A 12980-nucleotide genomic window follows, 5' to 3' on the forward strand; every position below is an offset into this window, starting at 1 on the left:
ATGCGCTTGACCCGGCGGTGGCCGTCTCCGGTCACGCCCGCGGCGCGGCGAGGAATGCCGGGTCGGCGCGCGGCGTTGTCGCGGCCGAAGGCACCTTGATCGGGCGACCGGGGGGAGTGCGGCATGGCCGACTACGGGCACGAGCTGGAGTTCGGGGCGTTCATCACGCCGTCCAACGCCGAGCCGGAACAGGTGGTCGGGCTGGTGCGCGCCGCCGAGGACGCGGGGCTCGACCTGGCCACCTTCCAGGACCACCCCTACCAGCCGCGCTTCCTCGACACCTGGACGCTGCTGTCCTACGCGGCCGCGCGGACCGAGCGCATCCGCCTGTCGGGCAACGTGCTGAACCTGCCGCTGCGCCCGCCGGCGGTGCTGGCGCGGGCGGCGGCGAGCCTGGACCTGCTGTCCGGCGGCCGGTTCGAGCTGGGTCTCGGTGCCGGCGGCTTCTGGGACGCCATCGAGGCGATGGGCGGCCGCAGGCTGTCACCCGGCCAGGCCGTGGACGCGCTGAGCGAGGCGATCGACGTCATCCGCGGCGTCTGGGACGCGGGCGACCGGACTCGCTTCAAGCTCGACGGCACCTACTACCGGGTGGACGGCGCCAAGCGCGGCCCCGCCCCGGCGCACGACATCGGCATCTGGCTCGGCGCCTACAAGCCGAAGATGCTCCGCCTCACCGGCGCGAAGGCCGACGGCTGGCTGCCCACCCTGGCCTACCTCCGGGACGAGGCCGAGATCCCGAAGAGCAACGCGGTCATCGACGAGGCCGCCCGCGAGGCGGGCCGCGACCCGCGCGACATCCGCCGCCTGCTGAACGTCGGCCGGCTGGACGCCGACGACGCCCGCTGGGCGGAGCGGCTCGCCGAACTGGCGCTGCGGCACGGGTTCGGCACCTTCATCCTGGCCGGTGACGACCCGGCGGAGCTCCAGGTCTTCGGCCGGGAGGTGGCCCCGGCGGTCCGCGAGATCGTCGCCCGGAACCGGTGACCTGACGGGGTCACTCCGGTCTCTCCGGTTCGGCGGCGAGGCGCCGCCAGATGTCGGCGAGGGTGCGCAGGTCGTCCTCGCCGAGCCGGTCGAGGAAGAGCCTGCGGATGTCGCGCTGCTGCTGCCGCCACGCCTTGCGCAGCAGGGCCCGGCCCGCGCCGGTCAGCGTCACCTCGAACCCGCGGCCGTCGGCGGCCGACCGCCGCCGCTCGATGAGCCCCCGCCCCTCCAGCCGGTCGGCGAGGCGGGTGAACCCGCCGGTGGACATCAGCCGGCGCTCGGCCAGCTCGGACATCCGCATCGGCTCCGGCGCGGCCTCGCCGAGCAGCGCGAGCACGCTGTACTCGGCCATGCTCACGTTCAGCGGGGCGAGCCCCTCCTGGATCGAACGCCAGATCCGGTCATGGGCGAGCAGGAACCCGCGCCACGCCTCGTCCTCCAGGGGCCGCAGCCCGTCCGTCACCATGACGGCACCGTACCGGCCCCCGCCCCCCACCCACCGACCCGGCGCTCCACCCAGGTCAGCGCCGGTCATGCCGGATTTTTACCCGGACGTTCCATGTGACCCTTGCCGCATCCACAAAGTGTATGCAAAAGTGTGGGCACCTTCGGAAGGGAGGTCGCCGTGGTGCGAACCGGCGTGCGAGTGCGGGCGGGCAGCGCGCTCTACAACGAGGTCGTCGACTGGATGGACGTCGAGGCCGAGCTGCTGGACGACTACCGGGAACGCGAGTGGCTGGAGGGCATGGTCAGCCGCGACGTCGTCTACCAGGTGCCGCTGAGGCAGACGGTCGAGCGGGCGCGCGGGACCGGCTTCCTGCCGGGAACGTTCCATCTCGACGAGACGTACGGCTCGCTGGAGAGCCGGGTCGCGCGGAACGAGACCGCGTACGCCTGGGCCGAGGACCCGCCGTCCCGGATCCGGCACTTCGTCACCAACATCAAGGTCACCGACCTGGGCGGGGACGAGGCGGCGGTGCGCAGCAACCTGCTGATCTTCCGCACCCGGCAGGAGCAGACGCGGCCGCAGCTGCTGTCCGGCGAGCGCAGGGACGTGCTGCGCCGCGAGGACGGCGCCCTGCGCCTGCTGCGCCGCGAGGTCCGGCTGGACCTCACCGTGATCGGCACCCACAACCTTTCCATCTTCTTCTGAGGGGGACTCGATGGCACGGAGCGAGCGGATCCTCGACGAGCTGGCCGACGGCGTCGGGCGCGGCGAGGTCCCGGCCGCCATCTTCGGCGACCAGGAGATCTACGACCGGGAGCTGCGGTCGGTCTTCGGCCGGTGCTGGGTCTACCTGGCGCACGAGTCGGAGATCGAGGCGAAGGGCGACTACGTCCTGCGCAAGATCGGCGAGGACAGCTTCATCGTCGTCCGGGACGAGCAGGGCGAGATCCACGTGCTGTTCGACGCCTGCCGACACCGGGGCGTCCAGGTGTGCCGGTCCGACTCGGGCAACACCTCCCACTTCCGCTGCCCGTACCACGGGTGGACGTACAACACGAAGGGCGACCTGGTCGGCGCCCCGCTCTGGCGGAACGCGTTCGGCGGCATGCCGAAGGAGGGCAACGGCCTGGCGAAGGTCGCCCGCGTCCGCTCCTACCACGGGCTCGTGTTCGCGACGCTCGACCCGACGGCGCCGGAGCTGGAGGACTACCTCGGCGGCATGGCCTGGTACCTCGACCTGCTGTTCGGGCTGAACGAGCACGGCATCGAGATCATCGGCGCGCCGCAGCGGTTCGTGATCGACGCGAACTGGAAGTCGGGCAGCGACAACTTCGCGGGCGACGACTACCACCTCGGCACGCTGCACCGGTCGGTGTGGGAGATCGGCGCGTTCCCCGTCCCCTTCCGGGAGAACATGATGGGGTACCACATCCAGGCGTCGCCGGGGCACTCGCTGTCGTTCTCGATGGCGCCGTCCGAGGACGAGCCGGGCCCGAAGTTCTTCGGCTTCCCCGACGACGTCGCCGCGACGTTCGACACGTCCCGGATCAGCGAGCACCAGCTCGACATCGCCCGCCGCTCCCGCGTGATGGTGGCGAACGTCTTCCCGAACTTCTCGATCCTCGCGCTGCCCATGACCGAGGACGGCGCGAACCACCCGCCGACGGGCGTGATGACGATCCGGACGTGGCAGCCGCACGGCGTCGGCCAGGTCGAGATCTGGAACTGGTTCTGCGTCTACAAGAACATGACGCCCGAGCAGAAGGACCGGGCGTACCGGGCGGGCCTCGGCACCTTCTCCATGGGCGGCGCCTTCGAGATGGACGACACCGAGCCGTGGATCACGGTGAGCCGCACCGGCCGGTCCACGGCGGCGGACCTGCTCGACTTCAAGCTGAACTACCAGATGGGGATGCCCGGCATCGGGATCGCCAAGGAGGTCCCCGACTGGCCGGGGCCCGGCATCGCGTACTGGACGCGGTACGAGGAGGGCGTCCAGCGCAACCTGTACCGGTTCTACGCGGACATGATGCGCGCCGAGCCCGGCACCTGGCCGAAGCTGACGTTCGAATGAGCGACTGGATCGCGGCGACGCGCGAGCGGTACGGGCGCGGCGGCCTCGGCGGCCGGCTGGCCTGGGGCGACCGCCCGGCGGTGGTCGTGGTGGACCTGATCGCCGGGTTCACCGACCCCGCGTGCCCGCCCGGCTCGGACCTGGACGACGTCGTGGCGCACACCGGCACCCTGCTGGAGCGCGCCGCGGCGGCGGGCGTCCCGGTCTTCCTGACGACCATCGCCTACGCGCCCGCGGACCTCGACGGCCTCGTCTGGCTCCGCAAGATGCCCGCGCTCCGCGCCCTCACCGAGGGTTCGCGGTGGGTCGAGGTGGACGAGCGGCTGCCCGTCCGCGAACCGGTGATCGCCAAGAAGGCGGCCTCCGCGTTCGCCGGCACGGACCTCGCCGCCCGGCTCGCCGCCGAGCGGGTGGACACGCTCGTCGTCTGCGGCGCGACCACGTCCGGCTGCGTCCGGGCGACCGCCGTCGACGCCTGCGCGCTGGACCTCGCGGTGTTCGTCCCGCGCGAGTGCGTCGGCGACCGCGAGCCCGGCCCGCACGAGGCGAACCTGCTGGACATCGACGCGAAGTACGGCGACGTCGTGGGCGTGGAGGAGGTGCTGGCCCGATGGTGACCCGGGTGCTGACCGAGCCTCGGCTGCTGACGCCGGGACCGCTCGGCCTCGCCGCCGAGCGCGAGCGCGGCACGTACGCGCCCGCCGCGTGCGGCGACGTGCTCGCCGAGCTGGCCGCCGCCGGGCTGCGCGGCCGGGGCGGCGCCGGGTTCCCCGCGCACGTCAAGTGGCGGGCGGTCGCGGACGGGCCCGGCCCCCGCGTGGTCGTGGCCAACGGCGAGGAGGGCGAGCCCAGCTCGCACAAGGACCGGTGGCTGCTGGTGAACCGCCCCCACCTGGTGCTGGACGGCCTGCTGCTCGCCGCCCGCACGGTCGGCGCGGACCGCGCCGTCGTCTACCTCTCCCACCCGGATACGGTCACGGCGGTGCGCGCCGCCATCGCCGAGATGCCGGCGGTCGGCGGCCCCGTCCCGGAGGTCCACGTCGTCGAGCCGACGTACGTGGCGGGGGAGGAGACGGCCGCCTGCCGGTCGATCGGCGGCGGCCCCGCGCTGCCGCTGGCCCGCCCGCCGCGCGTCTGCGACTCCGGCGTGGACGGCCGCCCGACGCTCGTGTCGAACGTGGAGACGCTCGCGCACGCCGCGTGGATCTCCCGGCACGGCGCCGCCGCGTACCGCGAGAACGGCACGGCGGAGTCGCCCGGCACGACGCTCGTCACCCTGACCGGCGCGTGCGCGGAGCCCGGCGTGTACGAGGTCCCGTTCGGGCTGTCCGTCGAGGAGCTGTTCGCCCGTGCGGGCGGCTTCACCAGTGAGCCCGCCGGGTTCGTGATGGGCGGCTGGTTCGGCGGGCTCCTCGGCCCGTCGCACGCCGCGACCCCCTGCACCTACGAGGCGGTGCGCGCGGCCGGCTCCGGGCTGGGCTGCGGCGCGATCACCGCGCTGCCGGCCGGGACGGACCCGCTCGCCGTCGCCGCCGAGATCACCGCCTGGTACGCCCGCGAGTCGGCGCGGCAGTGCGGCGTGTGCGCCAAGGGCACCGCCGCGATCCGCGACGTGTTCGCGGCGCTGAAGGACGGCACGGCGAACCGGCGGGACCGCGACAACCTGCGGCGCTGGGGCGAGACGCTGCCCGGCCGGGGCGCGTGCGCGTTCCTGGACGGCGCGGCCGGATGGGCGCGGACCGTCCGCGCCGAGTTCCCGGCCGACTTCGACCGGGCCACCGAACGAGACCTCGAACGAGAGGAGAGCTGACATGAAGGTGTTCGTCGACGCGACCAAGTGCAGCGGCTACGGCACGTGCGCGGAGATCGCCCCGGACCTGTTCCAGCTGGACGACTGGGGCTACGCGGCGGTCACCGGCGACGGCGTCCCCGCCGACCCGGAGGCCGCGCGCCGCGCCGCCGCGCAGTGCCCCGAGTCCGCCATCACGATCGAGGACTGACCCGTGGACCTCGGACTGGACGGCAAGGTCGCGCTCGTCACCGCCGCGAGCCGCGGCATCGGCGCGGCGATCGCCGGGCTGCTCGCCGCGGAGGGCGCGGACGTCGCCGTCAGCGCCCGTGCGCCGCAGGCCGCGCCGGGACGGACGCCGTACCCGGTGGACCAGGTGGACGCGGCGGCCGTCGACCGGCTCGTCCCCGACGTGGTCGCCGCGCACGGCAGGCTCGACCTCCTCGTAATCAACACCCCGGGCCCCAAGATCGTGCCGTTCCTGGAGACCGTCCAGGACGACTGGGCGCTCGCCTACGACCAGCTCGTCCGGCCCGCCGTGCAGCTCGCCTCGGCGGGGGCGCGGCAGATGGTCGAGCAGGGCGGCGGCTCGATCCTGTTCATCACCTCCACCTGGGTGAAGCAGCCCGCGCCCGGCGGCGTGCTGTCGGCCTCCATGCGGTCGCTGCTGTCGGCGCTGGCCAAGCAGATGTCCATGGAGCTGGCGCCGCACGGCGTGCGCGTGAACCAGCTGATGCCCGGCGCGACCGGCACCGACCGGATGCGGCGGATCGTCGCCGCGAAGTCCGCGGCGAACGGGACGACCGGGGACGAGGAGCAGGCGAAGGTCGTGTCCGCCATCCCGCTCGGCCGGTGGGCCGAGCCGGAGGAGATCGCGCGGGCCGCCGCCTTCCTGCTGTCCCCCGCGGCCGGGTTCGTCACCGGCGAGGCGTTCGCGGTGGACGGCGGCGCGGTGCGCTCCACCCTCTGACCGGCCCCTCCCGAGAACCCGCTCCCAGAAAGAAAGAGAGACACCGGAATGCCGAAGACCCTGCGGGAACTGTTCGTCGACCAGTACCGGCTGTGCGCGCTGAAGCCGTCGGAGACCGTCGCGGTGATCTCCGAGCTGGGCAAGAAGACCGACTACGCCGAGGCGGCCGTCGCCGCGGCCCGCGACATCGGCGCGGGCGCGCTGGTGCTGACCGCGTCCAGCCTGTCCAACCCGCTGCTGCCGCCCTACGAGGCCGACGGCCGGGAGGTCGCGGCGCTGCTCGCCGCCGCCGCCGAGTGCGACCTCGTCATCGACGTGACGGTGGAGGGCCTGATCCACTCCGACGTCCGGACGCGGATCACCGGCAACGGCAAGCGGATGCTGTTCGTCGCCGAGCCCGCGAACGTGCTGGAGCGGCTGATGGGCGACGAGCGGCTCCGCGCGGTCGTCGAGGCGGGCGGCCGGCGGCTGAAGGCGGGCAGCACGCTGCGCGTGACGTCCGCCGCCGGCACCGACCTCACCGCCGACATCTCCGGCGAGGACCTTCCGATCACCCACCAGTGGGGCTACGTCGACGAGCCGGGCCGCTGGGACCACTGGCCGAGCGGCTTCGTCGCCTGCTTCCCGCACGACCTGACCGCGGCGGGCACGATCGTCCTGCAGCCCGGCGACGTGCTGATCCCGTGGCAGCGCGCGGTCCGCGACACGGTGACGCTGACGATCGAGAAGGGCTTCATCACGAAGGTCGAGGGCGCCGGGAACGACGCGTTCGTTCTGCGCGACTACTTCGAGGCGTGGGACGACGAGAACGTGTACGCCGTCTCCCACATGGGCTGGGGCGTCCACCCGGTCGCCCGCTGGTCGGCGTTCGAGGTCTACGAGCCGCGCTCGCTGTACGGGCAGGAGCTGCGCTCCACCGCCGGGAACTTCATGTGGTCGACGGGCCCGAACCGGTTCGCGGGCCGCGACACCCCGGCGCACCTGGACATCCCGATGCGCGGCTGCACCGTCGAGATCGACGGGCACGCGGTCGTCCGCGACGGGGTGCTGACGGGCGAGGAGGCATGAGATGGCGGTGACCGCGAAGGTCCTGGAGCAGGCGATCCTGGCGCTCGGCCGCGACACCGCGCTGCTCGCCCGGTTCCGCGCCGACCCGGCCGGCGTCGGCGCCGGGCTGGGGCTGGACGCCGAATGGGCCGGCGTCATCGCCGACGGGCGGCGCGACCGGCTCCGCTCCGCCGGCGTCGTCGACGGCATCACGATCCTCGTCAGCCGGTGGTTCGCCGACGACCTCGGCGACTCCACCAGCGCGAGCCGCTTCCACGTGGAGCACGCGGCGCCGCCGCCCGACCCGGACGTGCCGGCGAACCTGGTGTTCGCGGGCGGCTGCTCGCACGTCCCCGACCTGCTGGCCCGCCCCGAGATCGACCCGGCCGACGGCGTCGCCCGGCTCACCGGGGCGTACCGGCGGCTCGGCGAGCGGATCGCGGCGGCCGACCCCGACGTGCTGCTCGTGACGGCCGACTGCCATTTCCAGAGCTTCCGGACGGGCGCGTTCGTCGTCGGCACGGCGGCGTCGCACACCGGGTCGATGGAGTTCTTCAAGCGCCCCGACCTGGACCTCGCCCTCACCGGCGCGCCCGCCTTCGCGCGCGCGATCGTGGACGCGGTCCGCGCCGAGGGCATGGAGGTCGAGGAGGCCGACCGCGTCGACCTGGACCACGGGCTGATCGTCCCGCTGCGGCAGGTGCTGCCGCGGCCCGGCCTGCCCGTCGTCCCGATCATCACGCAGCCGGCGCGGACGTTCTCGCCGTTCGGCGCGCGGGCGTTCGGGGAGGTGCTGCGCACGGTCCTGGAGACGCGCGGCGAGCGGGTGGCGATGCTCGCGACCGGCGGGCTCTCGCACTGGCTCGACCCCGGGAAGTTCGGCGGCGTGGACGTCGAGTTCGACACCTACATCCTGGAGATGCTCCAGGCGGGGCGCGGCAACGACCTCGGCAACCTGGAGCCGTACCCGCTGCTGGACCACGGCCAGTACGAGTTCCTCAACTGGCTGATCATGCTCGGGCTGGTCGGGCCCGGAGTGCCCGCCGAGGTGCTCGCGTACGAGCCGATGGAGGCGTCCGGCGGCGGCTGGACGGTCGTCGACCTGCCGCTGCCGGAGCGTCCCGCGCGGGCCGGCCGCGAGGAGCACGCCCATGCCTGACCGGACGCTCACCGTCGGCCTCACCCAGTGGCACGCCACCCGCGACGTCGCGGCCAACGTCGAGACGGCCTGCGCGATGATCCGCGAGTGCGCGGGCGCCGACCTGGTCCTGCTGCCGGAGAACGGGCTGATGCTCGGCACCAACACCGAGATGCGGGACGCGGCGCTGTCCGTCGACGACCCGGAGATCGGGGCGCTGCGGCGGGCCGCGAAGGCGGCGGGGTCGGCGGTCGTCCTCGGCGGGTTCAAGCGCAGGTCGTCCGGCGGGGTCCGCAACACCGCCCTCGCCATCCGCGCGGACGGCGAGATCGCCGGCGGCTACGACAAGATCCACCTGTTCGACGCGCGGATCGACGGGCGCTCGTTCGAGGCGTCCGGCGTCGAGACGGCCGGCGACCGCCCCGCGCTGCTGCGGGTCGCGGGCGCCGCCGTCGGGCTGACGATCTGCTACGACGTGCGCTTCCCCGAGCTGTACCGGGCGCTGGCGCTGGCCGGTGCCGAGGTGCTGCTCGTCCCGTCGGCGTTCACGCGGCGGACCGGGGAGGCGCACTGGGAACTGCTGCTGCGGGCCCGCGCCGTGGAGAACTCCGCCTACGTGGTCGCGTCGGCGACGGTCCACGGGGGCGACGGCGCCGACGACGCGTTCCCGACCCACGGCCACGCGCTCGCCGCGGGGCCGTGGGGCGAGGTGCTGGCCGACCTCGGCACGGCGCCCGCCGCGTCCCGCGTCCTGGAGCTCGATCTCGGGGCGGTGGCGCGGCGCAGGGAGACGCTTCCGGTGCTGCGCGGGGTGCGCCCGGCGGCCTACGGTGTCCCCGCACAGATCATCGAGATCGACTGAACCAGACCGGCTGCGCCGCACCGGCCGCACCGGACCGAGCCGCACACATCGAGGGGGACGGGACATGACCGCGGAACCTGAACTGCCCGAGGGGGTCGTCCGCGCGGGAGAGGCCATCGGCATCGGGAACGAGTTCACCGGCGTCCTGGTCCGCAAGGTGTGGACGCGGCAGGGCGAGCGGCTGGAGATCCTCGTCCCGAAGCACGGCCACCGCATCCTGCTGGACGCCATGCAACTGGAGATCGTCGCCCGGCAGGACCCGGAGCGGTTCACCGAGCTGTTCGCGGTGGCCCTCGGCTCCGAGGACGCGCCCGGCGCCGGCCAGGCCCCGGGCGCCGCCGGCGGCACCCCCGGCGCGGAGGGGACGGAGCGCCGATGACCGAGTCCAGGCCGGGCAACACGGTCGACGCGATCTACCACACCCTGCGCGAGCGGATCATCGACGGCGTCTACGCGCCGGGGCTCCGCCTCTCGCAGGGCGGGCTCGCCACCGAGCTGGAGGTGTCGCGGACGCCGCTGCGCGAGGCGCTGCACCGGCTGGAGGCCGACGGCCTGGTGGTCGCGGAGGCCAACCGCGGCATGGAGGTCGCGCCGACCAGCGCCGCGCACGTCGAGCAGTACTACGGCCTCCGGCTGCTGGTGGAGCCGCCGACGATCGCCGGGATCGTCGCCGAGCTCACCGACGGCGACCTGGAGCGGATGGACGCCGACCTGGCGCGGATGGAGGGCGACGGCCGCCGCATCCGCGACTTCCAGGAGGCGCACCTCCGCTTCCACCAGACCGCGCTCGGCCGGTACCCGAAGGCGTGGGCGGAGCTGACCGAGTCGCTGCACCTGAAGATCTACCGGCACCAGCGGCTCTACCTTTCCCACCCCGAGGCGCCCGAGGACTTCACCCGGCTGGACCGGCTGCTGCTGGAGGCGATGCGCGACCGCGACGCCCAGTTCGCCCGGCAGGTCCTGGAGTTCCACCTGATCGACGCCGCGCTCGGGCTCGTCCTCGACCAGGACCCCGACCACGTCTTCGGCCCGCTGGCGCTCGCCGCGCGCGGGCTCGGCATCGAGCTCGGCACCGCGCCGGACGGCCGGATCGAGCGCCCGGGGACGCTGCGCTGGCTGCGGCCCGGAGTGCGCGGCGAGCTGAACCTGTCCACCGCCAACCTGCGGCACGTCCGCGAGGAGAGGAAGACCTGACGATGACCGCGATCCGCTTCGGCATGATCGTGCCCAGTTCGAACACCACCATGGAGACCGAGATCCCCGCGATGCTGCGGGCCCGCGAGGCCGTCGCGCCGGAGCGGTTCACGTTCCACTCCGCGCGGATGCGGATGCAGCACGTCGATCCCGAGCAGCTCCGCGCGATGGACGACCAGTCCCTGGTGTGCGCGGAGCAGCTCGCCGACGCCGACGTGGACGTGATGGCCTACGCCTGCCTCGTCGCGATCATGGCGCACTCGCCGGGCTACCACCGGGTCAGCCGGCAGCGGTTGTCGGCGGTCGCCGGCCGGGCACCGGTGCTGACCTCGGCGGGCGCGCTGGTCGAGGGGCTCCAGCACCTCGGCGCGAAGAAGGTCTCCGTCATCACCCCGTACATGAAGCCGCTGACCGGGACGGTCTGCGAGTACATCGAGGCGGAGGGCGTCGAGGTCCAGGACGCCGTCAGCCTGGAGGTCTCCGACAACCTCGCGGTCGGCCGGCTCGACCCGGCGGACCTCGTCGGCATCGCCGCGCGGATCGACACCTCCGGCGCCGACGCGCTGGTGCTCAGCGCGTGCGTGCAGATGCCCTCGCTGCCGGTCGTGCAGCGGATCCAGGACTCGTTCGGCATCCCGGTGGTGACCGCGTCGGTCGCCACCGTGTGGCGGACGCTCCGCGAGCTCGGCCTGGAGCCGGTCGTCCCGGGCGCCGGGTGGCTGCTCGCGGACCGGAGCTGACCCCTTTTCTCGGCTCCCTTTCTGCATGCAGTTTTGAATACATCCCACCCCACCCCCACCCCCACCCCCACCCCCACCCCCTTGAGCGTGCGCGCTCGCCGACCAGGAGAAGGGACATCGACATGTCCGGTCGGAACCTGGAACTGCCCGTCACCTACGACGACGATCCCCGCGTCGTCCGGGAACAACGCGCCGAGGACTACGCCCAGCACGCGGTGCCGCTCACCGCCCGGGTGCCCCGGCTCAAGCTGCTGATGGCCAACTGGTCGCTGCTCAGCGCCATGGTCTGGCTCTTCTACGGGGCGCTGGTCGCCGGCCTCGTCGGCACCCGCCAGGCCCTCATCGGCCTCGTCCTGTCCGTCGTCGTCTACTCCCTGCTGAGCTGGTTCATCACGGGCTGGGCCGTCCGGACCGGGCTGAACCCGACCCTGCTGTCCCGCCGCATGTTCGGCACCTACGGGGCGGCCCTGACCGCCTTCCTCCTGGCGGCCAGCACCACCTACTACGCCGTCTTCGAGAGCAGCGTGCTCGCCGAGGCGTTCCACCTCCACTTCGGCGGGCCCGGCATCCGCTGGTGGTACCTCATCGTCGTCGTCGCGGTGCTGCCGCTGATGATGGGCAGCGTCCAGACCTGGATGGACCGCATCAACGGCTACCTGCTGCCGGTCTACATCGCCGGCGTGGCCGCCGCCGTCATCGCGGCCGCCGTGCAGAGCGGCGGGCACTCCGACTGGCTCTGCTTCGAGGGCGCCATCCCCCCGGACGCCCGGCCCCTCCCGGGATGGCTCATGACCTTCTGCACCTACATGGGCCTCTGGCTGCTCATGGCGACGTCCATCGAGTTTTCCCGGATGGGCAGGCCGCAGGACCTGCGCTTCCACCGGCACGTCAACTTCGGCTGGGTGTTCTACGGCTGGCTGTTCCTGCTCAACGGGCTCGCCGGCATCTACCTCGTCCGGACGGTCCTGCCCGCCGAGCCCACCGCCGAGGTCGGCGTCGTCAAGGCGATCGTGCAGACCCTCGGCGTGTGGGGCGTGCTGCTGATCGTCGTCACGCAGATCCGCGTCAACACCCTGAACTACTACCTGTCGTCGATCAACTGGGGGCGGCTCACCGCCCGGCTGTTCGGGCTGCGGCTGCCGCGCACCGCCTGGGTGCTCGTCGTCGCCGCGGCCGCGTACCTGCTGATGCTCACCGACGTCTTCGCCACGCTCCAGAAGGTCCTCGCCTGGCAGGGCGTGTTCCTCGTGAGCTGGGTCGGGATCGTCGTCACCCACTTCGTCCTCACCCCCGCCGACCGGCGCGCCGGGCCGGAGTTCCGCCCCGGGCGGCTGCGCGGCGTCACCCCCGGCCTCGGCGTGTGGGTCGTGTCGGCCGCGGTCGGGATCTACCTGGCGCAGAACGCCGCGCGGTTCCCGGTCGGGTCGCAACTCGCGCCGGTGGCCGCGCTCGCCGTCAGCGTCGTCCTCTACGCGGCCGTGCTGCGGTTCGCGCCGTCGAGCCTGCTGCGCCGCGACGGCGACGTCCGCGACGAGGTCGGCGACGCCTGGGCCGCCCGCCTCGCCTGCCACGTGTGCGACCGCTCGTACACGGCCGTCGAGATGGACCGGGACCCCGCCGCCGGCGGCGCGCCGATCTGCGCCGCCTGCGGCGAGACCGACGCCGCCTTCACGAAGGCCGTCCGCACCGAACCGGCCGGGGACGCGCCCGTCCCCGCCGCCAACGCCTGAC

At 73.5% G+C, this 12980-nt stretch carries 15 protein-coding genes; 14 read left to right on the forward strand and 1 reads right to left on the reverse strand.

Annotated features, from left to right (window positions below):
* The first annotated feature begins 123 nt into the window (after nucleotides 1-123).
* Nucleotides 124-987, forward strand: a complete 864-nt coding sequence (locus AB0K34_RS03200; protein WP_356948753.1) for an LLM class flavin-dependent oxidoreductase — start codon at nucleotides 124-126, stop codon at nucleotides 985-987.
* Nucleotides 988-997: 10 nt separating this feature from the next.
* On the opposite strand, the gene AB0K34_RS03205 is transcribed toward AB0K34_RS03200, so the two are convergent.
* On the reverse strand, nucleotides 998-1453 hold the full coding sequence (locus tag AB0K34_RS03205; protein WP_301175722.1) for a MarR family transcriptional regulator: 456 nt from the start codon (nucleotides 1451-1453) through the stop codon (nucleotides 998-1000).
* A gap of 159 nt (nucleotides 1454-1612) precedes the next feature.
* Here AB0K34_RS03205 and AB0K34_RS03210 point away from each other — a divergent pair, with 159 nt between their 5' ends.
* The 13 genes from AB0K34_RS03210 to AB0K34_RS03270 all read left to right on the forward strand — a co-directional run bounded on the left by AB0K34_RS03210 (nucleotide 1613) and on the right by AB0K34_RS03270 (nucleotide 12979).
* Nucleotides 1613-2140: an aromatic-ring-hydroxylating dioxygenase subunit beta gene (locus AB0K34_RS03210; protein ID WP_205719578.1), complete on the forward strand. Its 528-nt coding sequence runs from the start codon at nucleotides 1613-1615 to the stop codon at nucleotides 2138-2140.
* A gap of 10 nt (nucleotides 2141-2150) precedes the next feature.
* Nucleotides 2151-3509, forward strand: a complete 1359-nt coding sequence (locus AB0K34_RS03215; RefSeq protein ID WP_138640519.1) for a Rieske 2Fe-2S domain-containing protein — start codon at nucleotides 2151-2153, stop codon at nucleotides 3507-3509.
* A complete protein-coding gene (locus AB0K34_RS03220; protein ID WP_138640520.1) occupies nucleotides 3506-4126 on the forward strand; it encodes an isochorismatase family protein in 621 nt (206 codons plus the stop codon). The genes AB0K34_RS03215 and AB0K34_RS03220 overlap by 4 nt, the downstream gene beginning before the upstream one ends.
* Nucleotides 4120-5319: an NADH-ubiquinone oxidoreductase-F iron-sulfur binding region domain-containing protein gene (locus AB0K34_RS03225; RefSeq protein ID WP_138640521.1), complete on the forward strand. Its 1200-nt coding sequence runs from the start codon at nucleotides 4120-4122 to the stop codon at nucleotides 5317-5319. Before AB0K34_RS03220 ends, AB0K34_RS03225 begins: the two co-directional genes overlap by 7 nt.
* A gap of 1 nt (nucleotide 5320) precedes the next feature.
* On the forward strand, nucleotides 5321-5509 hold the full coding sequence (locus tag AB0K34_RS03230; RefSeq protein WP_138640522.1) for a ferredoxin: 189 nt from the start codon (nucleotides 5321-5323) through the stop codon (nucleotides 5507-5509).
* 3 nt (nucleotides 5510-5512) lie between these two features.
* The gene (locus AB0K34_RS03235) at nucleotides 5513-6268 is read left to right on the forward strand and encodes an SDR family oxidoreductase (RefSeq protein ID WP_138640523.1); all 756 of its coding nucleotides are present in this window, start codon (nucleotides 5513-5515) and stop codon (nucleotides 6266-6268) included.
* A 48-nt stretch (nucleotides 6269-6316) separates the two neighbouring features.
* Nucleotides 6317-7336, forward strand: a complete 1020-nt coding sequence (locus AB0K34_RS03240) for a hypothetical protein (protein ID WP_138640524.1) — start codon at nucleotides 6317-6319, stop codon at nucleotides 7334-7336.
* 1 nt (nucleotide 7337) lies between these two features.
* Nucleotides 7338-8474 carry a protocatechuate 3,4-dioxygenase gene (locus AB0K34_RS03245; protein ID WP_138640525.1) on the forward strand — a complete coding sequence of 379 codons (1137 nt, stop codon included), beginning with the start codon at nucleotides 7338-7340 and terminating at the stop codon, nucleotides 8472-8474.
* Nucleotides 8467-9315 (forward strand): nitrilase-related carbon-nitrogen hydrolase, encoded by an 849-nt coding sequence (locus AB0K34_RS03250; protein ID WP_138640526.1) that lies wholly within the window; start codon nucleotides 8467-8469, stop codon nucleotides 9313-9315. The genes AB0K34_RS03245 and AB0K34_RS03250 overlap by 8 nt, the downstream gene beginning before the upstream one ends.
* 64 nt (nucleotides 9316-9379) lie before the next feature.
* The gene (locus AB0K34_RS03255; RefSeq protein ID WP_205719579.1) at nucleotides 9380-9694 is read left to right on the forward strand and encodes a hypothetical protein; all 315 of its coding nucleotides are present in this window, start codon (nucleotides 9380-9382) and stop codon (nucleotides 9692-9694) included.
* Nucleotides 9691-10509, forward strand: a complete 819-nt coding sequence (locus tag AB0K34_RS03260; protein WP_138640527.1) for a GntR family transcriptional regulator — start codon at nucleotides 9691-9693, stop codon at nucleotides 10507-10509. Before AB0K34_RS03255 ends, AB0K34_RS03260 begins: the two co-directional genes overlap by 4 nt.
* 2 nt (nucleotides 10510-10511) lie before the next feature.
* Nucleotides 10512-11249 (forward strand): aspartate/glutamate racemase family protein, encoded by a 738-nt coding sequence (locus AB0K34_RS03265; protein ID WP_138640528.1) that lies wholly within the window; start codon nucleotides 10512-10514, stop codon nucleotides 11247-11249.
* A gap of 122 nt (nucleotides 11250-11371) precedes the next feature.
* Nucleotides 11372-12979, forward strand: coding sequence for a permease (locus AB0K34_RS03270; RefSeq protein WP_138637871.1), 1608 nt, complete (start codon nucleotides 11372-11374; stop codon nucleotides 12977-12979).
* Nucleotide 12980: the final 1 nt, after the last annotated feature.

Source organism: Actinomadura sp. NPDC049382, from assembly GCF_040677125.1.
In the GTDB taxonomy this organism is placed as follows: domain Bacteria; phylum Actinomycetota; class Actinomycetes; order Streptosporangiales; family Streptosporangiaceae; genus Spirillospora; species Spirillospora geliboluensis.